The organism is Roseburia sp. 1XD42-69, assembly GCF_003612565.1.
Lineage (GTDB): Bacteria > Bacillota > Clostridia > Lachnospirales > Lachnospiraceae > Roseburia_B.
The window spans coordinates 1-26319 of the sequence record NZ_RAZG01000036.1 but is presented as its reverse complement, the minus strand read 5'-3'; the positions used below and the strand labels follow the sequence as shown (position 1 = coordinate 26319).

At 42.7% G+C, this 26319-nt stretch carries 28 protein-coding genes; 19 read left to right on the top strand and 9 right to left on the bottom strand.

Annotated features, from left to right (window positions below; genetic code table 11):
* Positions 1-97: 97 nt before the first annotated feature.
* Together D7Y06_RS15485 and D7Y06_RS15480 are read right to left on the bottom strand one after the other, a co-directional pair.
* A complete protein-coding gene (locus D7Y06_RS15485) occupies positions 98-1684 on the bottom strand; it encodes an AAA-like domain-containing protein (protein WP_120408660.1) in 1587 nt (528 codons plus the stop codon).
* A 10-nt stretch (positions 1685-1694) separates the two neighbouring features.
* The gene (locus D7Y06_RS15480; protein ID WP_120408659.1) at positions 1695-3266 is read right to left on the bottom strand and encodes an AAA-like domain-containing protein; all 1572 of its coding nucleotides are present in this window, start codon (positions 3264-3266) and stop codon (positions 1695-1697) included.
* A 243-nt stretch (positions 3267-3509) separates the two neighbouring features.
* On the opposite strand from D7Y06_RS15480, the gene D7Y06_RS15475 reads away from it, so the two are divergent.
* From D7Y06_RS15475 to D7Y06_RS15450, 6 genes are all read left to right on the top strand, one after another.
* Positions 3510-3995, top strand: a complete 486-nt coding sequence (locus D7Y06_RS15475; RefSeq protein WP_199714736.1) for a YdcF family protein — start codon at positions 3510-3512, stop codon at positions 3993-3995.
* A 119-nt stretch (positions 3996-4114) separates the two neighbouring features.
* Positions 4115-5065 carry an ABC transporter ATP-binding protein gene (locus D7Y06_RS15470; protein ID WP_120408657.1) on the top strand — a complete coding sequence of 317 codons (951 nt, stop codon included), beginning with the start codon at positions 4115-4117 and terminating at the stop codon, positions 5063-5065.
* On the top strand, positions 5062-5976 hold the full coding sequence (locus tag D7Y06_RS15465) for an ABC transporter permease (RefSeq protein ID WP_120408656.1): 915 nt from the start codon (positions 5062-5064) through the stop codon (positions 5974-5976). The genes D7Y06_RS15470 and D7Y06_RS15465 overlap by 4 nt, the downstream gene beginning before the upstream one ends.
* 4 nt (positions 5977-5980) lie before the next feature.
* Entirely contained in the window at positions 5981-6418 is a 438-nt protein-coding gene (locus tag D7Y06_RS15460) for a LytTR family DNA-binding domain-containing protein (RefSeq protein ID WP_120408655.1), read from the top strand.
* 11 nt (positions 6419-6429) lie between these two features.
* Positions 6430-6876 carry a DUF3021 family protein gene (locus D7Y06_RS15455; RefSeq protein ID WP_120408654.1) on the top strand — a complete coding sequence of 149 codons (447 nt, stop codon included), beginning with the start codon at positions 6430-6432 and terminating at the stop codon, positions 6874-6876.
* Positions 6877-6888: 12 nt separating this feature from the next.
* A complete protein-coding gene (locus D7Y06_RS15450; RefSeq protein ID WP_120408653.1) occupies positions 6889-7830 on the top strand; it encodes a tRNA dihydrouridine synthase in 942 nt (313 codons plus the stop codon).
* On the opposite strand, the gene D7Y06_RS15445 is transcribed toward D7Y06_RS15450, so the two are convergent.
* The 7 genes from D7Y06_RS15445 to D7Y06_RS15415 all read right to left on the bottom strand — a co-directional run bounded on the left by D7Y06_RS15445 (position 7814) and on the right by D7Y06_RS15415 (position 13886).
* Positions 7814-8311, bottom strand: a complete 498-nt coding sequence (locus D7Y06_RS15445) for a VanZ family protein (RefSeq protein WP_120408652.1) — start codon at positions 8309-8311, stop codon at positions 7814-7816. The two genes, D7Y06_RS15450 and D7Y06_RS15445, sit on opposite strands and share 17 nt — an antisense overlap.
* Positions 8312-8336: 25 nt before the next feature.
* Positions 8337-9479: a vancomycin resistance histidine kinase VanS gene (vanS, locus tag D7Y06_RS15440; RefSeq protein ID WP_120408662.1), complete on the bottom strand. Its 1143-nt coding sequence runs from the start codon at positions 9477-9479 to the stop codon at positions 8337-8339.
* Positions 9480-9535: 56 nt separating this feature from the next.
* Positions 9536-11293, bottom strand: coding sequence for a hypothetical protein (locus D7Y06_RS15435; protein WP_120408651.1), 1758 nt, complete (start codon positions 11291-11293; stop codon positions 9536-9538).
* Between the two features lie 5 nt (positions 11294-11298).
* A complete protein-coding gene (locus D7Y06_RS28625) occupies positions 11299-11451 on the bottom strand; it encodes a hypothetical protein (protein WP_442970418.1) in 153 nt (50 codons plus the stop codon).
* Between the two features lie 13 nt (positions 11452-11464).
* Positions 11465-11896 carry a Pvc16 family protein gene (locus tag D7Y06_RS15425; RefSeq protein ID WP_120408649.1) on the bottom strand — a complete coding sequence of 144 codons (432 nt, stop codon included), beginning with the start codon at positions 11894-11896 and terminating at the stop codon, positions 11465-11467.
* Between the two features lie 21 nt (positions 11897-11917).
* The gene (vanR, locus tag D7Y06_RS15420; protein ID WP_120408648.1) at positions 11918-12619 is read right to left on the bottom strand and encodes a VanR-ABDEGLN family response regulator transcription factor; all 702 of its coding nucleotides are present in this window, start codon (positions 12617-12619) and stop codon (positions 11918-11920) included.
* A gap of 100 nt (positions 12620-12719) precedes the next feature.
* The gene (locus D7Y06_RS15415) at positions 12720-13886 is read right to left on the bottom strand and encodes a ComEC/Rec2 family competence protein (RefSeq protein WP_120408647.1); all 1167 of its coding nucleotides are present in this window, start codon (positions 13884-13886) and stop codon (positions 12720-12722) included.
* A gap of 148 nt (positions 13887-14034) precedes the next feature.
* Here D7Y06_RS15415 and D7Y06_RS15410 point away from each other — a divergent pair, with 148 nt between their 5' ends.
* The 13 genes from D7Y06_RS15410 to D7Y06_RS15350 all read left to right on the top strand — a co-directional run.
* Positions 14035-15051 carry a LicD family protein gene (locus tag D7Y06_RS15410; protein WP_120408646.1) on the top strand — a complete coding sequence of 339 codons (1017 nt, stop codon included), beginning with the start codon at positions 14035-14037 and terminating at the stop codon, positions 15049-15051.
* Positions 15052-15150: 99 nt separating this feature from the next.
* Positions 15151-15432 carry a flagellar biosynthesis anti-sigma factor FlgM gene (flgM, locus tag D7Y06_RS15405; RefSeq protein ID WP_120408645.1) on the top strand — a complete coding sequence of 94 codons (282 nt, stop codon included), beginning with the start codon at positions 15151-15153 and terminating at the stop codon, positions 15430-15432.
* Positions 15433-15455: 23 nt separating this feature from the next.
* Positions 15456-15968: a flagellar protein FlgN gene (locus D7Y06_RS15400; RefSeq protein WP_330566484.1), complete on the top strand. Its 513-nt coding sequence runs from the start codon at positions 15456-15458 to the stop codon at positions 15966-15968.
* 24 nt (positions 15969-15992) lie between these two features.
* Positions 15993-17741 carry a flagellar hook-associated protein FlgK gene (locus tag D7Y06_RS15395; protein WP_120408643.1) on the top strand — a complete coding sequence of 583 codons (1749 nt, stop codon included), beginning with the start codon at positions 15993-15995 and terminating at the stop codon, positions 17739-17741.
* Positions 17742-17765: 24 nt separating this feature from the next.
* Positions 17766-19616, top strand: coding sequence for a flagellar hook-associated protein FlgK (gene flgK / locus D7Y06_RS15390; RefSeq protein ID WP_120408642.1), 1851 nt, complete (start codon positions 17766-17768; stop codon positions 19614-19616).
* 32 nt (positions 19617-19648) lie between these two features.
* Positions 19649-21376 (top strand): flagellin N-terminal helical domain-containing protein, encoded by a 1728-nt coding sequence (locus D7Y06_RS15385; RefSeq protein WP_120408641.1) that lies wholly within the window; start codon positions 19649-19651, stop codon positions 21374-21376.
* A 17-nt stretch (positions 21377-21393) separates the two neighbouring features.
* Positions 21394-21858 carry a flagellar assembly protein FliW gene (gene fliW / locus D7Y06_RS15380; RefSeq protein WP_120408640.1) on the top strand — a complete coding sequence of 155 codons (465 nt, stop codon included), beginning with the start codon at positions 21394-21396 and terminating at the stop codon, positions 21856-21858.
* Between the two features lie 2 nt (positions 21859-21860).
* Positions 21861-22076 carry a carbon storage regulator CsrA gene (gene csrA, locus D7Y06_RS15375; RefSeq protein WP_120408639.1) on the top strand — a complete coding sequence of 72 codons (216 nt, stop codon included), beginning with the start codon at positions 21861-21863 and terminating at the stop codon, positions 22074-22076.
* A gap of 118 nt (positions 22077-22194) precedes the next feature.
* Positions 22195-22644 carry a flagellar protein FlaG gene (locus D7Y06_RS15370; RefSeq protein WP_120408638.1) on the top strand — a complete coding sequence of 150 codons (450 nt, stop codon included), beginning with the start codon at positions 22195-22197 and terminating at the stop codon, positions 22642-22644.
* 30 nt (positions 22645-22674) lie between these two features.
* Entirely contained in the window at positions 22675-24951 is a 2277-nt protein-coding gene (gene fliD / locus D7Y06_RS15365) for a flagellar filament capping protein FliD (RefSeq protein ID WP_120408637.1), read from the top strand.
* 29 nt (positions 24952-24980) lie between these two features.
* Complete coding sequence (gene fliS / locus D7Y06_RS15360; RefSeq protein ID WP_120408636.1) at positions 24981-25361, top strand: flagellar export chaperone FliS; 381 nt, start codon at positions 24981-24983, stop codon at positions 25359-25361.
* A gap of 32 nt (positions 25362-25393) precedes the next feature.
* Complete coding sequence (locus D7Y06_RS15355) at positions 25394-25870, top strand: flagellar protein FliT (protein WP_243119353.1); 477 nt, start codon at positions 25394-25396, stop codon at positions 25868-25870.
* 183 nt (positions 25871-26053) lie between these two features.
* Positions 26054-26319 (top strand): flagellin N-terminal helical domain-containing protein (locus D7Y06_RS15350; RefSeq protein WP_442970417.1); only part of this gene is annotated, 266 nt, incomplete at its 3' end.

The following is a 26319-nucleotide window of genomic DNA, read 5'->3' as shown; positions in this document are numbered from 1 at the left end:
GCACACCTTATATAGAAAAATAAAGTATGCAGTTAGTTTTATTGTATTTCTAACTTACACACTTTATTTTACACTCCCTCCGGGGGAACTTATGAAGTTACACTACGGCTTCTATAATCGTCTTTTCACCGATTTTCAGCTCTTTTACCCCGATTTCTTTTTTCTTGTTAAAATTAAAGCTTAAGAGATAGCCTTTCTCCTTATGAAAATAGTCAAGATAATCCGAAAGCTGTTTTTCTCCCCGCTCCTTGTATTCGCTGCCATGCCAGATTTTAAGTTCGATAACAAACTGCTCCCCCAGGTAGTCCACAATCACATCGGTGCGCCGGGCATCCCTTGTCTGGGCCTCAATGTAATAGTTTCCCACACCGTTGATGATGGGTTTTAAGTACAGGAGAAAAAATTTCCTGCCGTATTTCTCAAGGAATTTATCGTCATTATCTCCGTAAATTTCGTTAAAATATTCCACGAATTTTTTTAAAACTAAGTCCATATTTAACTTGCTGTCTGTTACAAACTGATTTTTATCGTTTTGTCCCTGCCGGAACATTTCGCTTTCCAGTGATTCTTCTGCCATAAAAAGATTAAGAAGATACATTTCAAAAATACGGTTCGCTACGATTACCTGGTCGTTTGATTCTTTTAAAAAGCCAAACATACATCCTAAACGAATGGACTTTTCAGCAGAACTGAAAACAATCTGTTTTCCCTGGAATAAAATATCTTCTGTCATTTTTCTTAAATTTGGAAACATATCTAGCTGTTTTACCAGGCTGTCAAAAAGCGGTGTGTGTGATTTCAGCAAGATTTTTACCGCTTCAGAAACGCCTTTATTTGTCCAGACATTTTTGTCATACGCAAATTTTTCATAGCCGGGCAGTTTTTCGTCTAATATTTTGCATAGTGCAGATACCAGATATGGATATCCGGCTGTGTATTGATATATGTTTTCAGAAATGTTTTCTGTGTCCATACCGGTGCGTTTATCTGTTTCGTACTCACGAAGCATGGCCGCTATCTGTCCGGCGGAAAAACTCATATCAATGTCAAAGGCGGCGGCAATGTTCCAGGGACTGTTATACTGGCGTTCCTGGCTGGGGCGGATTTTCAGCTTCAGATTTTTTATATCATACACTCCGGCAAGAATAACGGAGTGAAAAATTGGTTTCTTGCTCCGCTTAATATAATAATGCCGCAGCAATGCGAGAAAATCGATAAATACCTGGTTATTGCTTGCACTGTCAACTTCATCTATCATTAGAACCACAGGTTTTGAAGATAATTTGCACATTTTACTTAATTCGTAAAACATTTCACTTAACAGAGCTGCCTCAGATTTTTTTAAAAATGCGGCCAGGGGAGCGGTATCTTTCAGGTCTGATTTGCTCTCTTCTATTGCGTCAATGAGCATTTTTAAGAAAGCATTGGTAAAGGATGTTTCATCCTGGTATTCTTCTGTGGTAATTCCCTGGAAATCCATGGAGAGAACAAGATAGTCATCGGCCAGGTAGTCTTCCAAAGCCCATAAAGTCGTGGTTTTCCCATATTGCCTGCCATTGTTTATAATAAAATAACTGCCTTGCTCCACATATTGTTCTTTGATTTTTTTTATGCGTTGGTCTAGCCGAACCATATAATGGTTTTCAGGAATACATTGACCTTCCGTGTTAAAGTAACGCTTCATTTTTCACCTCCTACACAACCGCTTCCACAATCGTCTTTTCACCAATTTTCAGCTCTTTTACCCCGATTTCTTTTTTCTTGTTAAAATTAAAGCTTAAGAGATAGCCTTTATCTTTATGATAATAGTCAAGATAATCTGAAAGCTGTTTTTCACCTCTCTCATTGTATTCGCTGCCATGCCAGATTTTAAGTTCGATGATAAACTGGTCCCCCAGGTAGTCCACAATCACGTCGGTGCGCCGGGCATCTCTTGTCTGGGCCTCAATGTAATAGTTTCCCACACCGTTGATGATGGGTTTTAAGTACAGGAGAAAAAATTTCCTGCCGTTTTCTTCCAAAAATTTTTCCGTATTTGACCCATAATCTTCATGGAAATGCTGTACAAATTTTTTCATCACAATATCCATATCCAGACGGTTGTTTTGAATAAAACTGCTTTTATTCTGCTTTGCCATGTCCACAATGGTATTGGAAAGCTCTTCTTTGGAATAAAAATAGTTATAAAGCCTGGTCTCAAAAATGCGGTTTGCAATCTGAACCTTCCCGTCTCTTTCAGTTACATATCCAAACATGGCGGCCAGGTTAATTTCTTTCGTATCCGGGTTATAGGCAAACTCCCTGCCCTGGAAAAGAATGTACTGAAACATTTTTTCTAATTCGGGATAATCATTCAGATGGCAAATCATACTCTCAAATAAGGGCGTATGATCCGTAAGTATTTTCTTTACAGCTTCTTCCATGCCGGCAAGTGTCCATTTATCTTTATCCGGTATTTTTTCATCTATATATTTGCAGATGGATGATACCAACACCGGGTAACCGGAGGTGTAATCATAAATTATTCGTGCGTTTTTTTCTATGTCCATTCCTGTGTGGTTATCCTCTTCATATTCCGTCAGCATAGATGCAATCTGATGGGGGGAGAAGTTCATATCCATATCAAAATCAGCCCCGACGTTCCAGGGACTGTTATACTGATGCTGGGATTCTGCACGCAGTTTTGATTTCAGGTTTTTTACATTATACACACCCGCCAGAATGACAGAGTGAAAGGTGGGAATTTTATCCCTCTTTAAATAACAGGCTCTTAGCTGAGCCAAAAAATCAAGAAAAACCTGGTTATTTGAAGAGCTGTCCACTTCATCAATCATCAGAAGAATTGGCCGGGGGCTATTCAGGCACATGGTATTTAGGCAGTCAAATAATTCATCCAGCCCGGTGTTGGGGGTATCCCCTTTAAAACCGGACAAAATATCTAATAAAAGTTCTTTGTCTTTGAAGCTGGAAAATTGAATTTGCCGTCGGAGCCTTTCTGCAAAAGCGGTGGAAAAGGCAGCTTCGTCTTCAAATTTTTTTGTGGCGATTTCCTGAAAGTCCAGAGATAAAACCGTATATTCTTCTTTCAAATATTCCTCTAAGGCCCGCAGCGTTGTGGTTTTCCCATACTGCCTGCCCCTGTTTATGGCAAAATAACTGCCGTAATCTATATATTCTTCCTTTATGCTTTTTAATCTGTCATCCAATTTGACCATATAATGCATTTGGGGAATGCAAGTATCTGTCACATTAAACCTGCGCTTCATTTCGTCTACCTCCATGGAAAACCCTTTCAAAAATCATAACATATAATATGGGAAACCACAAATTAATTCTAAGTCCGGAAAAATTTGTGATATAATACAACGGATGTTTGTCAGGTTTACACAGAAAGAAGCGATTATGAAAAAGAAGAAAAAATTATTTGTATTATAGTTATTATTTTTACCGTCTATCTTATGTCCGATGCTCTGGGTATTTGCTTATATGGAAAAAGAGATGGGACATGCATGGCGGATGCTGCCATTGTGTTAGGGGCGGCGGCGCAGAATGGGCAGGTCTCCCCGGTTTACAGAGAAAGGTTAAATCACGCTGTGCTACTTTACCGTCAAAACTACGTGAACAAAATAATAGTGACAGGGGGAAGGGCTGAGGGAAGTGAAATTTCAGACGCCCAGGCGGCAAAAAAATATGTGATTGGCCAGGGAATACCAAAAGAAGACGTTTTAACAGAAAATAAATCTGCCGTCACCCGGGAAAACCTGTTGTATTCCAGAGAAATCATGGAATCGGAAGGAATGGTTACGGCGCTGATTGTCAGCGACCCACTTCACATGAAGCGGGGGATGTTTCTTGCGGAAGATTTGGGGATTGAGGCTTACAGTTCTCCAACGGCTACCTCAAGATATCAGAGTTTGAGAACAAAAATCCCATTTCTACTGAGAGAATTATTTTTCTATGAAGGGTACAAAATATTAAAAATGTTTTCTATATAGTATAAAGTTTTTGCACCCCCAAAACAGCATCTCATACCCCCGATTCTGCATCTTAACAGTTCTCCTATTGTATAAAATCAAAGAATTGCTATACTGAAAAACACGAAAGGAGAACCGTTATGAGCGATATTATAAAAGTGAACCATTTAAAAAAATACTTCCACGAAACAAAAGCCGTGGACGACATTTCTTTTTCCGTAAAACGGGGGGAAATGTTTGGATTTCTTGGGGTGAACGGTGCCGGAAAATCCACTACCATCAGTATGCTCTGCACGCTGTTAAAACCTACGGGTGGGAATGTGGAGATTGCAGGCTTTGCCCTGGGAAAAGAGGATGAGGAGATTAAAAGAAAGATTGGGGTGGTATATCAGTGGAATGTGCTGGACGATTTGCTCACCGTAAAAGAAAATCTTATCTGCAGAGGCAGCCTTTATGAAAAGGACGGGGGGAAATTAAAAAGGCAGATGGAATATGTCTGTGAGATTCTGGCCTTGTCAGATGTGTTAAAACGTCCCTACGGAAAACTCTCCGGGGGCCAGAAGAGAAGATGTGAGATTGGGGCGGCGCTTTTACATACCCCGGAAATTTTGTTTTTAGACGAGCCCACCACGGGCCTTGACCCTGCCACAAGGAAAAGTGTTTGGCAGACAGTGGGCAGGCTGCAAAAAGAAATGAAAATGACGGTTTTTTTAACCACCCATTACATGGAGGAAGCTGCGAAGGCGGACCATATCGGAATTATTGAAAAGGGGAAAATGGTACAGTACGGCACGCCATTTTCTTTAAAGGAACAGTTTGCAAAAGACCGGCTGATTATACGGTATCAGGATGGGAAAAAAGGGCAGATAGAGGAGATTCTAAAAGATATGGGATGTTCTTATAAAATGAAAAACGAAAAAATCATCGCCTATATCCCTGAAACCTTGGACGCCATTCCCCTTATTGGGCAGATGGAATACCATATGAAAGGATTTGAGGTGATTCAGGGTACTATGGATGATGTGTTTTTAAATGTGACAGGGATGGAGCAGGAGAAACAAGGGGCTTATGCAGAGGGGGAGAACGTATGAATCAGTATATAAAATTGACGAAAAGAAACTGCCAGATTTTCATCCGGGACAGGGGAGCCATATTTTTTTCCCTGCTGTCTATGATAATTACGCTGATACTTATGGGCGTTTTTCTGGGAAAAATGAATGTGGAAAATGTTACGGATCTTTTGAAAACTTATGGCGGAGCCAGGGATTTAGAGCAAGATAAAGAGAACGCCAGGCATCTGGTGGAATACTGGACGTTAGCCGGGATTCTTGTGATTAATGCAGTGACAGTTACCATGGCGGTTATGAGCAATATGGTGCAGGACTTTTCAGAGAAAAAAACAGGCAGTTTTTACAGTACCCCGGTGAAAAAAAGTATCATTGCCCTCTCTTATGTCACATCCTCCGTGATTTTGGGCATGTTTTTATGCGTTGTGCCCTTTGTATTGGCATTGCTTTATATTACTGCCGGGGGAGGGGAGCCCCTTTCCTTTTCCACCATATTAAAACTTCTGGGGTGCATGGCGTTAAACGTCCTTATCTTTTCCGTGATTATGTATCTCCTGGCCTCTCTGGTAAAAAGCCGCAGCGCCTGGTCCGGGCTTGGGACCATAATCGGTACACTGGTGGGATTTGCCGGTGGGGTTTATCTTTCTATGAACATGCTGCCGGACAAGGTGGGGGCGGTGCTCAAGTGCCTGCCCATCCTTCACGGCACATCCCTGATGCGGAAACTCTGCTGTGAGGATATTCTGGCCAAAACTTTTCATGGCCTTCCCGAAGAACTTTTGGAAGGGTACAAGGAGGCCATGGGGATTACGGTGGTTATGGGGGATTCTGCGGTATCCATGGAATTTCAGGTTGCTTTTTTGCTCATATGCGGTATGATAGCTTTAGGCATTGCCGCAGCAGTGTCCATGAGACGGAGAGCAGCAGAAAGGTAAAAACATGCGTATTACAATTATAGAGCCAAAGCCGGAGGAAGAAGATGAAATTATCGTAAAGTGCAGGGCAATAGACGAAGACCTTATGGATCTTTTAAATCTTCTCCGCCAGGGGGGCAGGAAAATCAACGGTTACAGAGACGGAAATATTTATCCCATTGACTTATCGGAAATCTATTACTTTGAAGCGGTGGACCAGAAAGTATTTGCCTACTGCCGGAAAGATGTTTTTGAAATCAAAAGCCGTCTCTATGAACTTGAAACCAGCCTTCCCCCGAAAAAATTTTTGCGGGCGGCAAAATCCCTGATTATTAACTTAAGCCAGGTACAACATTTGTCCCCGGCTTTCAGCGGCAGGTTTGAGGCGGAGCTTAAAAACGGGGAAAAAGTCATTATCTCCAGGCAGTATGTGCCGGAACTGAAACGGAAACTTGGTTTATAGGAGGCAGGCGAATGGAAAAAATAGCGGATTATCTTAAAAATTTTTTTCGTGTATACACAAAAATTATGACCTGGACGTTGTTTGCCACAGCCTGTTTTATCACTCTCTTCTGGGGCCGCAAACTGCAGCTTGATGTAGGGCTGTTGTGGCAGATGCAGGGAATTACCGTTTTGTGTACGGCGGGGAGTATTCCCATCATGGGGGATTTTGACGGGATGCCAAAGAAAACAGCCCTTATAAGGATGTTCCTGAATTACCTCTATATCAACGGAGTTATTATGGCGGGAGGAGTTTATTTTGGCTGGTTTAGCCTTTCCCAGTGGAAAATGGTGCTGTTTATGCTGTTTTTGATTGCCGTAGGTTATTTAATTATTATTATTTTTGGTTTATGTCTTGCAAACCGGGAGGCGGAACGTATGAACCGTAAACTTGCGGAGCAGGAAGATCATCATAAGTAAAGGGAGTTTTCTATGAAGTTATATTTTGCCCCCTTAGAGGGAATTGGGGGATACATTTACCGGAATGCCCAGGCGGACTGTTTCACCCCGGGGGATAAATATTTTTCTCCTTTTTTGGCCCCCAAGCAAAACAGGAGCTTAAGTCCCAAAGAGTACCGGGATGTTGCGCCGGAAAACAACAAAAATATCTGTCTTGTGCCTCAGATTATGGCAAATCATGCAGAGATTTTTTTAAAGGCGGCAAAGGAGTTAAAAAGCCTGGGGTATCAGGAGATAAATTTAAACCTGGGCTGTCCTTCCCCCACGGTGGTGACAAAATACCGGGGGGCTGGATTTCTGGCAAAACCAAAGGAGCTTGAGGAGTTTTTAGAGGAAATATTTGAAAAGGCAGATATAAAAATTTCTGTGAAAACAAGGCTTGGTATGGAGGATGAGGAGGAATTTCCCCGGATTTTGGAGATTTACAACCGCTTTCCCCTAAAAGAGCTGATTATCCATCCCCGGGTGCAGAAGGATTTTTACAAAAACACCCCCCGGAGGGAAATGTTCTCCTATGCCATAAAAAGCACAAAAATTCCCCTGGTGTATAACGGGGACGTGTTCTCAAAAGAGGACTGTCAGGAAATTCAGGAGCTTTTCGGGGATGTAAATGTGATGCTTGGCAGGGGAGTTTTGGCAAATCCCGCCCTTTTTGGGGAAATCAGGGAGGGAGAGGCTATAACAAAAGATGGTCTGTATCTGTTTCACAACAGAATACTTTCCGATTACAGGGAGGTTATGTCAGGGGAGAAAAATGTGCTGTTTAAGATGAAAGAACTGTGGTTTTACATGGCAGAGCTTTTTCCTGACAGTGAAAAATATATGAAAAAAATCCGCAAAGCCCAGCACTTAAGGGAGTACCAGGCATTTGTGGAATCTCTCTTTGAGGAGAATTGTTTTATAAATTGTAAATAATAATTACAGTGAAAAGTGACAGGAGAGCCAGGGTACATACAAGGGTAATGATATTTATAATTGCCAGGGTGCGTTCTTTGAACATTTTTTCCAGAAGGAGATAAAGGAAAAGCCCAATAAGCCCTCCGGTGGTATTTGTGATTAAATCTGTGATATCCGTAGCGCCGATGCCTAAGATATACTGTAATATTTCAAATGCAAGGGTGGTAACAAAGATAGGCAGCAGTTTTTTGGGAAAAGATGTTTCAGGATATAAAGCCCCCATAAAAATCCCGTAGGGGAAAAATATGAACACATTGCCGATAATTTCATCCAAATCAATTTTCCCGTTTACAATGGAAGAGCCCTGAAAAGGAATCAGGTTGATATTCCGGTAAAAGCCGAGATTTGGCAGGGCAAATTGGCCTTTTAATAAAATAATCCAGGCCAGTGCCACAAAATAAATGGAAAATAGTATATACGTGAATTTTTTTGTTTTCATAGTGATACCTCTTTTTGTTTTCATTTTATGGAAGGCTTTTCCCGCAATCCAAAGGGAGGGAAAGCACAAAGGCAATGGTTTCATCTTTGCTGAAAGCCTGAACCATTCCGCCGTGAAGTTCCAGAATTTCTTTTGCAATGGCAAGTCCAAGTCCCGAACCTCCTGTGGAGGAGGAACGGGAGGAGTCTGCACGGTAAAACTGCTCAAAGATATGGGCAAGTTTCTGGGGAGGAATGGTTTTTCCACTATTTTTTAAAATAATTTCCACTTTGTATTTCTGGGGTTCCATGGAAAGGGAAATCTCGCTGTTTTCATAGCTGTAGGCTACAGCATTTCGGATTAAATTATCAAAAACCCGGGCCAGTTTGTCCCTGTCACATAAAATCCACACATCCGGGGCAATATCCACATTCCAGGTCAGATTTTTTTCTGTGAGAATGGGATAAAATTCACTTACCGTCTGGTCTAACATTCGGCTTAGATTGGTATTTTCCAGATCTAATGTGATGGTTGTCAGGTTAAAACGAGTGATATCAAAAAATTCGTTTATCAATTCTTCCAGCCGTATGGATTTGTCCAGAGAAATATGGATGTACTTACTCCTGGCTTCCGGGGGCAGTTCCGGGGTCTCTGATAGCAGCGTGAGATAACCGATAATGCTGGTGAGGGGAGTTTTTAAATCGTGGGCCAGGTATACAATCAAGTCATTTTTCCTCTGTTCTGCCAAATCGGCTTCCGCTTTCCGCTGTTTTAAGGTGTGACGGATAAAATTCAGTTTTTTTTCCGTGGCTGAGAGCTCTGGTGACAGGAGAATTTCCTCTGTACCCTCTGTGATTAAAGCGTCAATTCCCTGATTGATGCTGTTAAAATATTTGGTAAAGTTATTGAGATAAACTCTTAATACCAGGGCAAAGACCAGGCAGAAGGCGAACAGAAAAAACCATTCTATCCGGGTGCGGATGTTGTATTGGTAAAAATTCAGGGCCATTTCATAGGAGTCCGGCTGGCCGGAGTAGAAAAAGCGCTGTAAAAAGGCAACTGTCCAGTTGGCAAACCGCCCGGAAAACACAAAATTGTACAAAAGCATAAGGATTAGAAAAGCCAAAAAGAGCATAAACAGGGAGTTAAAAAATATTTTATATTTTAACTGTTGAAAGTCTTTGGTAATTTTATCCTGTTTCTGTCTCAATGTTCTAACCTCCAGTTTCTTATGTTTTTATCACATTACTCACCGAAAACTTCTTCGGCATAGGGCTGAAAATCCGCTTTTGTAAATATTTTTCCTGTTTTTATGTATTCATAGCGGATGGCTTTTAAGTAGTGCCGCATATACACTTTTGTTCCCGGCTCTTCCGAAGCGGCCAGGAAGGCGGCATTTAAAATACAGTTCTTAATATTTCCTCCTGAAAACTCAAATTTTTCCGCCAGAAAGGGAATATCCACATCATCCCCCAGGGGGGTGTCTTTTGGTATGGTTCGGCGCCACAGCAGTTCCCTTGTGGCTGCGTCGGGGAACTGAAATTCTACCACGTATTTCATCCGCCGGAAAAAAGCAGGGTCTATGCTGTTTTTATGGTTGGTAGCCAGTATGGATATGCCGTTGTATGTCTCAATTTTTGCGGCCTTTAAGGTCAAATCAGAACTTGCCTGACCATGGCATCCAGATAACAAATCATTTTTTGATATTACGTTACTTCCTCTCATAAATGCAAAAATTTTTGCACTCTTAAGTGAAGATTTAATTTTTCCTGGGGTGAATAAAAAATGGGACGCCATCTGAGAAAAATCAATATCACTTGACAGGGAATATTTCTGGGCAAAAAATTTGAAGCATTCCTCCCGCTCTTTCATATCCGGCAGGGGAAAGTGAAGCGCTGCCCCGTTTTCTGGAATTTTCCCCAGGGGAAGTTTTTCACGGCTTAAGGAAAAAGTGGGAATGTTATTCTGTGCCAGACGTATTAGGGCCATATCCATATACTCCAAAAAACTTTCCCTTTCCTCTTTATCCGGGGAAAACTCCAGAAGGCAGCAGGAATCTGTGAGGATACATTCCCTGGACAGGGCCCAGAGTGCCTTGTCCGCAAATTCGTAATCATGGGAAAAAAGTTTCCGGCAGTTTAGGGTAACAATTCCAAGGCCGTGGTTTTTACAAAACTTTTTTATAAAAAATTTTCTGCCGCTTCCCTCATCCCCTGTGAGAAAATAATGCCTGATGTTATTCTCAAAAGAAGTTTCTATGGCCCCCAATAGCCACTGGTTGGCAAGAATGGGGACAGCCTCTGTTTCCAGCGGAACTCTGGAGAAAAATCGGATATAATTTTCGTCTGTCTGAAAGGGATTTTTGCCAAAAAGAAAATCAATGATTCTCTTATCCAGGGAAATTTCGGCAGAAAATGGCATGTGTTCCGGAATGCGCAGGTTCAAAATGGGGGAGAGTTCCTCGATGCACAGAGACATATGGCTGTATGCTTCTGTGGGGGAAAATCCATTTCCAAAATAAAGTTTTGCACCGGATTCCACTGTAGGTACCGGCAGGTTTCCATTTTCGTTGACAATCTGAAACACGGCGGCATAATCTGTCTGGGTGGCGGCTAAAATTCCAAGGACAAAACAGAAAAGGGTAAAATTCTTAAAGCCAAGCCTATGGCACAGTTCATAAAAGGGCAGGCTTATTCCGGATGTTACCGTGTGCTTTGCCCGGACATTTACATAAGAAAGAATTTCGTCCATTAAGGGGGATTCTTTTTGTTCCTGGAAAGGGGGAATAAATATTTTCCTTTGGCATAGGGTCTGGGCAATCTCTAAGTCAGGGTAAAAGATATTTTTGTATCCCCCATCCCCGGCAGCATATTTTTGTTTTAAGTTTTCCATATAATTGTCCAGGCAATTGTTGGCCCAGACGAAAAGCGTGTCCATATATTCTGTGTAATCTGCAAATGGTTGTGTATTTTCTTTAGCAGAAATACCGCCGTAAATGTCCATGGCCCTTACTCTCCTTTCCCGGGACTCCCCATTATATGTACGCCAAAGTCCGCTTTTAATACAGGGGAGGAATCCAATACAATTTCACTGGATAGATATACAGGGGATGCTTTGTAAAACAGGCTTAACTGATAGGGCTTATTCAAAGACTGCCACACCTGCACTTTTTCCTCAAAGTCTATTTTCGTGGGGGAGAGTATAATGGGGGGGCTCTTTTAAGTCTGATCCGGGCTGCAGAGTTTCCGGCAGCACGGAGTTGTTATCATGAATCACCTGGGCTGCTTTCCCTATAATTTTTTGAAGATCAGGGGCTTTTAACCCCAACTGGGAAAAGTCATTAATATAAATCATGTAATAAAGCCCATATATTACTGGGGGCTTTATCAAGTGATTTTTGTCTGAGAGAATGAGAGGAGGCTGGGATATGGCGGCCTCCTCCCGGATATCGTATAAGTATATCCCAAGAATGTAATCTCCGTCCTGGCGGTCAGGGGACGAAATGTCAATATTGTTTGGGGATAAAATCGGTTCCGGGTACATGTGAGTCCGCAGGGTTTTCACAATGTAGGAACTTACATCCGCCATAATGGTGTAGTCTGCCATAAATTTCTCCCTTGCAAAAGTTTATTTTTCTATGGTGTAGCCCACGCCCCACACGGTTTTTATAAACCGGGGCTTTCTGGCAGGCTCCCCCATTTTTTCACGGAGCCTTGCAATATGGGCCATAACGGTATTGTTGCTGTCAAAATATTTTTCTCGCCACACGGCTTCAAATAATTCCTCAGAGGAAACCACCCTGCCTTGGTTGCTGGCAAGATACCACAGAATATCAAATTCAATGGGGGTGAGGGAAAGTTCTTTTTCATTTAAGGTGCAGATATGGCTGTTTTTGTTTACCAATAGCCCGCGGATATCAATTTCCTGGGAAGTTTCTTTGGCGCTTGCCCCGAAAAGGTTGTAGCGGGTATATCTGCGAAGCTGGGTTTTTACCCGTGCTATAAGCTCTAAGGGATGGAAGGGTTTCGTTATATAGTCGTCAGCCCCTAAGGTAAGGCCCGTTATTTTGTCCATATCCTCCACCCGGGCGGTAAGCATGATAATAGGAAAAAAGTAGTTTTTCCGTATTTCACGGCACAGGGAAAAACCATCCGTATCCGGCAGCATAACATCTAAGATGGCAAGGCTTACCCTGTTGTTTTCAATACAGGAGAGGGCATCCTTACCGTTGTAAAACTTGTACACCTGGTATCCCTCATTTTTTAGGTAGACTTCCACTAAATCTGCAATCGCAGCTTCGTCATCTACAATTAAAACGGCATCATTCATTGTGTGCTCCTTTTGTGTTATTTTACCACAGATAGCGGCAGTTTAATCCTTGTGATTTTCTTACGATTTTATGATGTTTTCCCTTAGGAGGCAGAGATTTTTATTGGGGCGGGCTGCAGACCTTGCAGGGGTCATATCCCTTTGCTTTTGCGTCCTGAAGCGAAATTTCCCTGCCGCTGTCCTTTAGAAAACGGCATCCCTGGGCATGATATTTTTGGCCGGAATCTGTGATGTAAACCATGACATCCTGTTTTTCTCCCTGGATATCCTCTGTTAAAGCATCGTTTGGTTCTGCCCCGGGGACACCGGAGGGGGCAGTGCCCTTTGCCGGCTCTCTGTCGGAAACGCTTCCGGCCTCCCCCGCCTGCCAAGTATCGCTTGGTGACATGTTAAAGAGAATGTTTTTTCCGTCGGAAAGGGCCACAATAGTGCCCTGTTCATCCGTGCGGAAGGTTTTTATCCCCGCAGAGCGCAGCTTATTTAAAACCTCTGCATGGGGATGGCCGTAACGGTTGCCTTCCCCTGCGCTGATAACGGCACATGCAGGATTTACGGCATCTAGCATTTCATCCGTGGTAGAGGTTTTGCTGCCGTGATGCCCAATTTTGTAAACATCTGCGCCTACATCCGCTTTGGAGGATAAAATCTGTTCTTCCTCCTCCTCCCCGGCATCCCCCTCAAAATAGAACCGGGTGTCTCCGTAGGTTAAAAGGAGGGCGATGGAATTGTCGTTGGAGTCCTCGTTCTCAAAAAGCGGGGCCAAAATAGTAAAGCTGGCGTCTCCCAGTGGAAAGGTGTCTCCCGGCGAAGGCAGGGTTTTCTTATAGCCCCTGTATTCCATTGCTGATACAACGTCGTCATAGGTTTTCGTATCCTTTTCTTCCCCTGTCAAAAGAATTGTCCCACAGTCAAATTTTGTAATCACAACATCCAATCCGCCGATGTGGTCTGCGTCCGGGTGAGTGCCGATAACATAGTCAAGCTCTGTGATATCCTGGCTTAAAAGGTAGGATTGGAGAGCCGTTCCCTTGCTGTTATCCCCGGCATCTATCAGCATGGCATCCTCCCCGCAGGTAATCAAGGTGGCATCCCCCTGGCCCACGTCTATGTAGTGGACTGTAAGCTTGCCGGCAGGGGCCTCTTGATTAATATCAGTGGAAAAATCCTTGGAAAGGGAAACCCTGTCCTGACAGCCTGACAGACCCAGGAGAAGGAACAGGGCAAAAAATATGGCAGCACTTTTTTGGTAAAATATTTTTCTTTTCATAGTATACAATCCTTTTTCCGTTGTTTTTCTGGGAATTCATCCAATTTAGTATATCAGATTTTTCACCCTGGGGCTATATATATTGAAATAAGCCTTTGGTTGGGGTATACTGATTTAAATTATTGCAGTATGGTTTGGGAGGATAAATATGAAATTTGATAAGAAGTTTTTTGAGGCGGAGGAGAGGGAAGGATTTTTGGTGCCGGAATTGATGAAACGGGCCTGGGCTGCAGAAATAGAAATACTGGAAGTGATAGGGGATATATGCGACAGGCATGGCATTGCATATTTTGCTGATTGGGGAACTCTTCTGGGGGCCGTGCGGCACCAGGGATTTATCCCCTGGGATGACGATATTGATATTGCCGTAAAAAGGCCGGATTACAACCGGCTGATTCCTATTTTGAAAAAGGAACTGCCGGAGGGGATTGTGCTCACGGGGATGTATGCGGAGGAAAAACGTCTCCAGGAGGCTGCGTTTGTTGCCCAGATGAGGGTGATGGCAGATGAAAAATACTGGGATTTCAACAGTTATATGGAAAGGTTCCATTGCTTTCCTTTTTATAGAATTGGAATTGACATTTTTCCCTTGGATTATGTGCCAAAAGACCCTGAGATATCGGATTTGCAGAAAATGATTATGCAGCAGATTTTATTGCTGCTGGCCCAAAAAGAGGAGGGATTTCCAGAGGGAGGCTATGAAAAGCAGTTAGGCTATGTGGAGGAATTGTGCAATACTTCCCTGGTGCGGGATGAGACTTTAAATAATCAGCTGTGGAAACTCTATGATTCTATCATGTCCCTGTACACGTATCAGGAGGCGGACTTTATCACCCAGTATCCTTTTTGGATTAAAAGTCCCCGGCGCCTGTACAAAAAAGAGTGGTATGATTCAGTTGTCATGCTCCCATTTGAGAATATGATGGTGCCTGCACCGGAAAAATATCATGAAGTGCTGACCCTTGCATACGGGGATTATCAGACACCTGTTCGGGGGGGAGGAACCCACGACTATCCTTTTTATGCCAATCAGGAGGACGGCCTTTTAAGAGTTTTTAAGGAGCGGGGCATCACCCAGAGCATCACAGAATTCTGCCGGAATTTTGCAGAAGAATACCAATGTGATGAAAGGGGAAAAGAGGGGCTGTCAAAAATTTTAGAATAATCTGCTAAGGAAAAAGAAAAAATAACCGATAAATAGTTTAAGAGCAAAGAAAAGAGCTTTAAAAAGACATTTTCAGGGAAGAAGAAAGGAGATGCTGTTATGCGTATCGAAGCATATAACCAAGTGGCACAAATTTACAAAAGCAATAAGGCAACAAAGACGCAGAGCAGCCGGGGCACTACTGCAGGCCGTGATGAAGTTACAATTTCCAGGACGGGATATGACTATCAGATTGCAAAACAGGCAGTAGCAGAAGCTTCAGATATCAGGGAAGATAAAGTCGCAGGGCTCAAAGCAAGGATAGAGTCAGGAAATTATAAAGTTGATTCTGGAGATTTTGCCAGCAAACTGTTAGAGAGATATCATTCTCTGCAGAAATAAGTGCTAAGAAATGAGGTTCATCAGTGGCTAGTTTAATGGATAATCTTATTGGAGTTTTAGAGGAAGAAAACACTCAGTACCAGGCTCTGATTGATCTGGGCAACGAAAAGCGCACAGCAATCGTGGGAGGCGATGTTGCCAGCCTGGAAAAGATTACGGATAAGGAGCAGGATGTGGCAAGTCTGCTCCGCAATCTTGATATTAAAAGAGACGCCATATTAAAAGATATGGCGGATGTTTTAGGCAAGAACTTTGAAGAGATGACCATTACAAAGCTTATCGGCTATTTGGATAAACAGCCGAATGAGCAGGAACGCTTATCAGAAATCCGCACAAAAATCCTCGTTACCGGCAAAGAGATGCAGGATTGCAATCTGCGGAATGAAAAACTGTTACAACAGGCACTTGAAATGGTAGAATTCGATCTCACCTTGTTTAAGAGTATGCGGCAGGCACCCGAAACTGCAAATTATAACAAACAGGCTTACAATACGGGGGATATACTGCCAAACAGCGGATTTGATGCGAAGCAGTAGTCTGCCTCAGGGAGGAAGAATTTTATGGCCAATTCAATGGGAAGTTTATTTATTGGGGCATCCGGCATAAAAGTTAGCCAGAATGCCCTAAATATTACGGCAAATAACCTGGCAAACGTAGATACCAAAGGGTATGTAAGGCAGCAGGTTTTACAGGGAGACCGTGATTATATTACCTTTAATACTACGGCAGCAATCAGTCCGCAGCAGTCTGGGCTTGGCGTGACCATTGCAGATGCCGTTCATGCAAGAGATATCTTTTTGGATAAGACCTACCGTACCCAGACAGGGCGGCACGGTTTTTATTCATCTACCTACGAGACGATTTATGAAGTGGAGACCATGTTCCAGGAATTGGAAGGGCAGGCGTTTCAGGATGTGCTGGTGAGTAAAGACGACGGTCTTTACGCAGCATTTGAGGAATTTGCAAAAGACCCCTCCCGAAGTGAAAACCAGAACCTGGTTATTCAGAAAGCAAATTTGTTCGTCAGCAAATCCAAGGCTATCAATCAGGGATTAGCTAAATACCAGGATAACATGAACACCCAGATCCACGATATTGTAGAGCGGATCAATGAGATTGGTGATGAAATCAGCGAACTGAATAAACGAATTATGGCTATCGAGTCAGGAAAAGTGGAGACAGCTATGAGTCTGCGGGATGCAAGGGATTATCTTGTGGATGAGCTGTCAAAATACGGGGCTGTCTCCTATAAAGAAGTCCATAACGGAATCGTGAAAATCACTTTTGAAAACGTCTCTTTTGTAGATGAGGCCCATACTTATCATATAGGGGAGAAAGTGGATAAAGTCACAGGATTTATCACCCCCTACTGGGAGCATTTATCTGATGTGGAAAACGGTAAATACTATGAGGTGTTAGACCCCTCAGAGGAAATCTCCACACTTATGAAAAACGACGTGGGAGAGTTAAAGGGGCTGGTTTTGGCAAGAGGCTATAAACGGGCCAACTACACTGACTTGGAGGGGGTTTCCAAGGAAAAATATGACGCAACCCTGGGAAATTCCGTAATGATGAACATCCAGGCGGAGTTTGATGAACTGGTTCATTCTCTTGTCAAACAGATTAATGACATATTCTGCCCCAATAAAGGAGCTGACGCTGCGATTACAGGGGTGGATGAGAATGGTAACAAGGTGACTATTAATAAGGGAGACCTGATTCTGGATACGGAGAAGTGCAGAGTGGGAGCCAACGGGGAACTTCCGCCCCAGGAGCTGTTTGAGAGAAACGGCTGTACCCGGTATACGGTAGTACGGGGGGATGATAACAAGATTTATTACAAATATAATGAGGAAGATTATTCTGACACATCAAAAATGTATACCATTAACAGTATTCAGATAAATCCGGTTTTAAGGGAGAGCGATACCCAGCTTCCGGCGTTTGAAAACCAGAAGATCGAAGGGGAATATCCTGTAGCATTTTCCCTGGGAGAAGAGCTGACGGCGCTGTGGTCAAAGGAGACATTGATTTTGACGCCTCACGATACCACACCCTGTACTTTTGCAGAGTATTACAACAAGATGACAGGGGAGCTTGCCACTCTGGGAAATGTATTTAAGGATGCCTCGGAGGGGTTAGAGCAGAGTAAGTTAGAGACAGATAATGCCAGGCAGCAGGTAATTGGCGTGTCCTCCGATGAGGAACTTACCAATATGATTAAATACCAGAACGCATACAATGCAGCCAGCAGATACATAAATGTAGTCAGTGAAATGATTGAGACCATCATTAGCCAGATGGGTTAAAAAGCGAGGGAGAGGTGAGGCCAAATGCCATCAACATTTTTTGGATTAACAATAGCATCGTCGGGATTGCATGCATTCCAGGCGGCGGTAAATACATCAGCAAACAACGTATCCAATGTGCATACAAAGGGATATACCAAGCAGGTAGCCAACAGGGAAGCTGCGGATGCCATCCGGGTACATGAAAAATTTGGAACAGCGGGTAGCGGAGTTACCACCACCTCCATTAAATCCATCCGGAGCGAATATTATGACACCAAATATTGGATAAACCAGAGTTCCGTTGGGTACTACGATACAAAAGTAAGCTATTTACAGCAGGTGGAAAATAATTTTAAAGATGACGAGGATGCAAAAAATCCAGGATTTACCACGGTTTTTAACAACCTTTTTAACTCTTTGGATTCCGTACACGGCCATGGTGAGGAGGAAGATTACCGGAAAGCCTGCATCAGCAATGCCCAGATTTTTTGCAACTACTTCCACAATGTGTCCAACAGTTTAGCTACATTGCAGAAGGATTGCAATGACCAGATTAAAACTTTGGTGGAGAGTATCAATTCCAGCTCCCAGAAAATTGCAACCCTCACCAAGCAGATTAATGATATTGAGCTGCAGGGGGGCAGGGCAAATGAGCTGAGAGACCAGCGGGCGCTGATTATTGATGAGCTGTCGGAAATTGTGCCTATTACAGTAGAAGAAAGCCCGGTGACAAACAGCAATTATCCTGACATGTATACCGGAGGGACAAATTATATTGTAAGGCTGGATGGGCAGACCATCGTAAATTCTTTCCAGTATAGGACGCTTACCTGTCAAGCCAGGGAAAACAAGGTGAACCAGACAGACGTGGACGGGCTTTATGATGTTGTCTGGTCCGATACAGGAATGAAATTTAATATGAACGCAAGCACCATGGACGGTTCTCTGAAGGCCCTGTATGAAATGCGGGACGGTAACAGCAATGAAAATTTCCAAGGAAGGGTAACATCTTCAACCGGGACAACGGTTACTATTAAGCCTACGACCCAGACACGGGTGGAGACTATGACTATGGCTCAGGAAGGCCAGATTACCATTAACAATAAGGTTCTGAATTATGAGAGCTTTACAGCGGTAGTAGATGAAAACGGCAATATCACTTCCTATACATTTCAGTTAAAAGAACATTTGGATGACGGCCAGCGCCAGGAATTTTTAAGCGGAAATGCAGAGATTGGCACTCAGGTAGATTTTATGGGGATTCCCTATTACATGAGCCAGATGAGTGAATTCCTCCGGAACTTTACCGAGCGTTTTAATGCGCTTCAAATGTCCGGTGAGGATTTAAACGGCAATCCTATGCAGAGTTTTTTCAGGGCAAAAAAAGTCAACGGCGGAGAATATGATTTCCATGACCAGACGGTTAGCATAGACGGAGTGACGGACGGGACGAAATCTGTGATTACTTCCACCTCAGACAGTTATTACCAGTTAACGGCATTGAATTTCATTGTGGCAAATGACAGTATCAGAGATTCCAGCATTTTTAGTACCACCAACAACTCAGACCAAGAGGCCGGGCAGGATATAATCGGAGAGATACTGAAATTAAAATCCGATGTGGTGCTGTTTAGAGGAGATAAGGCGGAAGGATTTTTAAAATGTATCCTTACAGACTTGTCTGTGGACGCCAATGAGGCAATGATTTTCCAGCAGAACTATGCAGATATATCCGCATCTATAAACACCCAGAGACTATCCATAGCAGGTGTGGATGAGGATGAGGAGGCACTGGATTTGGTGAAATTCCAAAACGCATACAATCTGGCGTCCAGAATGATTCAGTGCATGTCTGAGCTATATGATAAACTGATTAATGAGACAGGGATTTAATTTGACTGTGGCAGCACAGCAGGGAGGTTTATATGCGAGTAACCAATAACATGATGATTAACAATACAACAAAGAATATTAATGGGAATAAGGCAAATCAGACGTATCTGAACAATCAGATGACTACCCAGAAAAAGATTCTGCGTCCTTCTGAGAATCCGATTATTGCCATTCGTGCGCTGCGTCTCCGCAGTACATTAAGTCAGCTTAACCAGTACTATGAGAAAAACATTCCAGACGTAGAGGCATGGTATAAAATGGCTGACACGGCTTTTTATAACATGAATAAGATTTTAACAGACTGTCAGACAAAATGTAATTACGGGAACAATACAACGATTACGGCGGATGACAGGAAAACTATTTTAGAGAGCCTTACAGCATTGAGGACCCAGCTCTATTCCGAGGGAAATACCGACAATGCAGGAAGAAGCGTATTTACTGGATACCGCACCAATTCCACCCTTACTTTTATGGAAGACGACCCGGAGGAATCTTATGATATCACCCAGTCTTTCACATATGAGGATATTTCGGAATTTAAATATTACAGCGGAAATGTGGAGGTGCCTCAGACCCTGCAGGAAGTCTTAGATGGAATTGCCAACGGCAGTGACAGGACCAAAAGCCCCTATATCAGCGATACCACGGAGACTGCTTATGACAGGATTCGTCTTGCCTATGACGGAATTAATGACATCGCTTCTTTAAATTACAAATATGGCACAACAGATGTGACTTTTACCGGAGGGACAGAAGAAAAGGTTGCTTATTATGACGGGAAATTGAGGCAGGTCAATGCCAATGGAAATCCTTTGGATGATACGGGGGCAGTGATAAATGATAAGGCCGGAAATCCAGTGGTTTTAGATAATTCTGCTATTGTAACAAGAACTGTATATCAGGGCGTAGATGCAGGTGGAGTTCCGGTGGCAGGGGCAACCCTTGCCGTGTATGATACGGAAGTGAACTGGGAAGCAGCCATGGGAACAAAAATTGTGGGCGATGGCGAGATGGTGTTTATCAAAAATACCGGAGACTTGGTTTTGGGATCTGATGTGAGCAATGCCTTAAAGAGCGGCCGGGCTGATATCCAGATAGATTACGATAAGACAGGATTTACAAAGGGTGAACTTCGTCCGGAGTACTATTATAACTGCACTTGCAAGACAGACCCGGACCACCCAGTGGAAAATATCAGGTATGATGAAAACGGCAAAAAAGTATATGAGGATATTAATTTTAATATTGGCGTCAACCAGTCCATCACTGTAAATTTCCAGGCAGATGATTTCTTTGATATGAGTATTTATCAGGATGTGACGGAATTGATGAACGCTACGGATAAAGCGATCAAAGCCCACGATAAGGTGGCGAAATTAGAGGAGATGCAGAGAGAGGCCAAGTATGTGGACCATCAGGATGAAATTCAAAAATGGCTGGATGCGGCCAGAAAAGAAGCGGATTACGCAGATGAAAACCTGGGGAACCAGCTTAGCGCAGGCGTGGGCAAATTCAGCAAGTATCTGAAAAAACTCAATGTAATGTACACGGAAATCGGTTCCAGGGGACAGCAGTTAGAGATGACGAAAAACCGTCTGGAAAATCAGCAGCTTGCAGTGGAGGAATTAAAATCCACCAACGAGGACAGAGAACTTTCCGATATCATCATTGATTATACGGCGGCATACAATGCTTACCAGGCATCTTTGATGGCGGCCAGCAAGATTGAAAAGCAGACGCTGTTAAACTACATTTAATGTGAAATGAGGGCAAAATGAAAGCAAATACAAGGCTGTTTGGAGAGATAGAAGTATCAGAAGATAAAATTATTACCGTAGAGCAGGGGATTATCGGTTTTCCGGAAATGAAACGTTTTACTTTGATATTTGACGTGGAAAAAGAGGGAAAGGACACGATTATGTGGCTGCAGTCCCTGGACGACGGATGTTTTGCTATGCCGGTTATGAATCCCAAGATAGCCGTTCCGGATTATACGCCAAATGTGGATGACGAACTTTTGAAGCCGCTGGGGAAATTAAAGGATGAAGATGTTTATATTCTCACAACAGTGACCATTCCTCAGGGGAAGGTGGAAGAGATCACTATAAATTTGAAGGCGCCAGTTATTATCAATTTGGCAAATAACAAAGGCTGTCAGCTTATTGTTGAGGATGATTATCCGGTAAAACATAAAATATATGATATTTTAAAAAACCGGAATGAAAAGGCAGGTGAATAGATATGTTGGCTTTGACCAGAAAAAAAGGAGAGTCCTTAATAATAGACAACAATATTGAATTTACAATACTGGAGATTCGGGGAGATCAGGTCAAAATCGGTATCACTGCGCCGAAACAAGTGCCAATATATCGCAAAGAGGTCTATGTTCAAATCGAAAATGAGAATAAAGCGGCAGTAAATGCAAAAAATTTAGAAAAACTAAAAAAATTGTTGTAGAATTTGGCCGGAACGGAGGGCAAATGGCAAAAAACAACTATAATATTTTTTGGGGGACTTTCCGATATACACTATAGAAAAATAAAGTTTAGTGTGAATCACATGGAGGTGGTTAATTATGGCTATTGGAGCGATGAAGAATACGTCTATAGTCTATCAGCAAGGAAGCAAATCCGGTACGGGTACAGGAAAAAGCAAGGTGCAGACTACTAAGACTGAGCCGGTGGAAGTCAAAAAAAATCAGGAGATGCGGCTGACAGCCGAGCCGGTAAATAACATTGTAACAGAAGTGGAATTTGCCGGAAAACAGAATTTGAACAGCGAGCAGGAAAAGGCGGAGCTGCCGAAAGGAAACGAAGCTATGCGGAAGGCAGTGGAGGAAATTAACAAAAACGCTACAGATTCTGAGGCTATTTTTGGCTTTCATGAAGAGACAAATCGTGTCACCATTAAGATTGTTGACAAACAGAGCAAGGAAGTTTTAAAGGAATTTCCACCGGAGAAAACTTTGGATATGATTGCCAAAGTCTGGGAGATGGCCGGTCTGATGATAGACCAGAAATTGTAAATTGCAGAGAGCGGAATAGGAGGGATACATATGCCGATTAGAATAACAGGATTAAATTCAGGATTGGATACAGAGGCGCTGGTTTCAGAATTGGTGTCTGCGTACCGTAAAAAAACAGAAAAATACACAAAGGCAAGAACAAAGTTATCTTGGAAACAGGATAAATGGAAAGATTTGAACACAAAAATTAAAAGTTTTTATAACAGTATTTCAAGTCTGAGGTTTTCCACGGCTTACAACTTAAAGAGCGCAACAGTCTCTAACAGTACAAAAGCCACGGTGAAAGCAACATCCTCAGCTATCAACGGTATGTATACGCTGCAAATCAAGCAGACAGCCAAGAGCGGTTATCTGACTGGAGGCCGGCTGAAAAGCGATACTACTTCAAGCAGTAAGCTGAGCGATTTGGGATACACAGGGGGAAACGGCACAATTTCCGTAAATGTAAACGGAAAAACCAGTGATATTGCAGTGTCGGGCAGTACCACAATTTCAGAGTTTGTGGATTCTTTGAATAAAGCAGGGCTGAAAGCAAATTATGATTCTGCAAACCAGCGTATATTTGTTGCGTCTTCTGAGACAGGAAGTAAAGCGGACTTCTCCCTTACAGGAACAGATGCAGACGGATCATCTGCATTGGCGAAATTGGGCCTTAGCGTAAAATCTGCAGCGGACACTGCAAACCAGAAACAGTGGGCAGAATATGCATTAAATACTTCTGGACAGAAATATATTACCGGTTATGACAGCGATGGAAAAGCCATTACAAACGGTACATATGATGCGGCTGCAACCCAGAATAATATCCAGGCTTTGCTGCAGCAGATGCAGACCAGTTCTACAACTGTTACAAATGATTCCGCACAAATCGCCTACGCAAAGGCATATAAGGCGGTAAATGACGTAGATAAGCAGTTAAATGCCACAGAACAGCAGGAATTTAAAGCGCTGCTCTATGAAAAGGACTTAAGCAAAATAAAAGTTGACAGCAGCGGAGTATTATATGAGGAGCAGGCAGACGGAAGCTATATCAATAAGTCTGACAATAGCAGTGTTCCCGCTTCATCCCTCACAGGGGCCAAATCAGGGGAAGACAGATTAAAAGAGTTGCAGCAGAAGGCCGGATTTATGAAATCCGAGACCCAGAACGGCACAACAGTTCAGGTGGTGGATTCTGACAAAGTCAATGCTTACAAAGAAAACATGAATACCATTGCATCCTACGAGGGAGACGGCACGGGAGCAAACGCTCCGGCAGTTGCAGCGGTTCAGGCTGCGTATAATGCGGGTACTATCGACAATCATATCAGCGGATTGCAGACAAATGTGGACAATGCACAGAAATTCCTGAATGATAATAAGCTGTTAGACAATGCCAGCTTTACAGATGCAAACGTAACGGCAAAGATCACCAATGCGGCAGGTATTTTAGACGGTAGTATTACACCGGAGTACAGTGAAGGGGCTACCCGTGTAAATGGCCAGGATGCAATTATTTATGTCAACGATGCGGAATATGTTTCCACGACCAATGACGTTACAGTAAACGGCATGACAATCAGCGCATTAGACGCAACGGGGGATGAGAAAATCTCTGTTACGGTATCCAATAACGTGGATGGATTGTATGACAAGATTAAAGGGGTATTAAAAGAATATAATGAGTTAATCAATGAGATGACAAAGTTGTATAATGCAGACACCGCTAAGGGATATGAACCTCTGACCTCTGAGGAGAGGGATGCTTTGTCAGATTCGGAGATTGAAGACTGGGAGAAAAAGATTAAAGATTCCCTGCTTCGCCGTGATGATACCTTAAACAGCCTGATTAACAGCATGACTTCCAGTATGCTGCAGACCTACCAGTCTGGAGACCAAAAATACAGCTTTTCCAGTTTTGGTATTCATACCTTAGGTGTTTTGTATTCAGACGACAATGAGCAGAATGCTCTGCACATTGACGGAGATAAAGACAATGCGCTGGTATCAGGAAATGCCGACAAACTCATGAAGGCGTTGATGGACGATCCGGACGGCGTAGTTGGATTTATGCAGGGATGGGCAGATTCTTTATACACTACCATAAATAAGAAAATGCAGTCATCCAGTATGAGCAGTTTTAATGTTGTATATAATGATAAAGAAATGGCAAGGGAATACAGCGATTACACCACTACTATCAATAAATGGGAGCAGAAACTTCAGGATATTGAAGATTCCTATTACAAGAAATTTGCAGCCATGGAGTCTGCCCTTGCACAGTTACAGGCTCAGCAGTCCAATCTGGCAAGTATGTTGGGAATGTAAAATTGTCATATTAACAGGGAGGTTATTCAATGACAAATAAACATGGATATGCTGCATATGCGAATAACAGGATTATGACAGCAACACCAGGAGAGTTGACACTAATGCTTTATGAGGGAGCCATTAAATTCTGTAATATTGCCGTTGAGGCTATGAAAAAAAAGGAGCTGGAAAAAGCTCATGTGAATATTATTAAAGTGGAAAATATTATTATGGAATTTCAGGCAACCTTAAAGCATGAGTATCCTGTTTCCAAGGATTTTGATCAGGTGTATTCTTATCTGATGAAACGTTTGGTAGATGCAAATGTAAAGAAAGATCCGGAAGTTCTGGAAGAAGTTTTGGAGCATCTGCGGACCATGCGGGATACATGGAAGGAAGTTATGAGAACAGCAAATGCTGGTAATTAGAGCCATGATGCATGAAGTTTATGGAGATAGACATGGAAACAAATTATGTTCAGATTATGATTGAAAGCCTGGAAAAGAAAAAGGCAGTTTTATCCCAGATTGTGGATTTAAACCGCCAGCAGAATATCCTTCTGCAGGATTTGAACCTTCAGCCGGAAGAGTTTGAAAAAAATATGGATTATAAGGCGAATCTTGTAGAACAAATTTCACTTTTAGACAGTGGATTTGAGAAACTGTATGAAAAAGTGAGAACAGAACTTCAGAACAACCGGGCGGATTATCAGGATGAAATTGCAAAGATGCAGTCTCTGATCAGAGATATATCCGCTCAGACGAATATGATACAGACCCAGGAACAGCGCAGCAAACAGCAAGTAGAGCAAAAGTTTGCAGATGTGCGCAAACAGGTCAGAGGAGTAAGGAGCAGCCAAAAAGTTGTACAGCAGTACTATCAAAATATGCTCCATCAAAAGAATGCAGATTCGTCGGTTATCGATAATAAAAAATAATTTTCATATTTGCTATAAGGCATCGGGAAAAACTTCCGATATATATTACAAGTAAACAAGATAATCATCTATTACTTGCAGATAGAAAGCCAAAGGGAGCGTACGGCCGGGCGGCGGACTATCTTATAATGAAACAAGGTTATGCAGCATGGAAGCTGCAGTAAATTCAAGGAGGAAAAAATTATGGCAATGATCGTACAGCACAACATGTCAGCAGCTAATGCTAACAGAATGTTAGGAATCACAACAGGACAGCAGAGCAAATCTACAGAGAAATTAGCATCTGGTTATAAAATTAACCGTGCAGCAGATGATGCAGCAGGATTGGCTATTTCCGAGAAGATGAGATATGCAGTTCGCGGTTTGAACAGAGCTTCCTTAAATGCACAGGATGGTATTTCTGTAGTACAGATCGCAGAGGGTGCTTTAAATGAGACACACTCAATCCT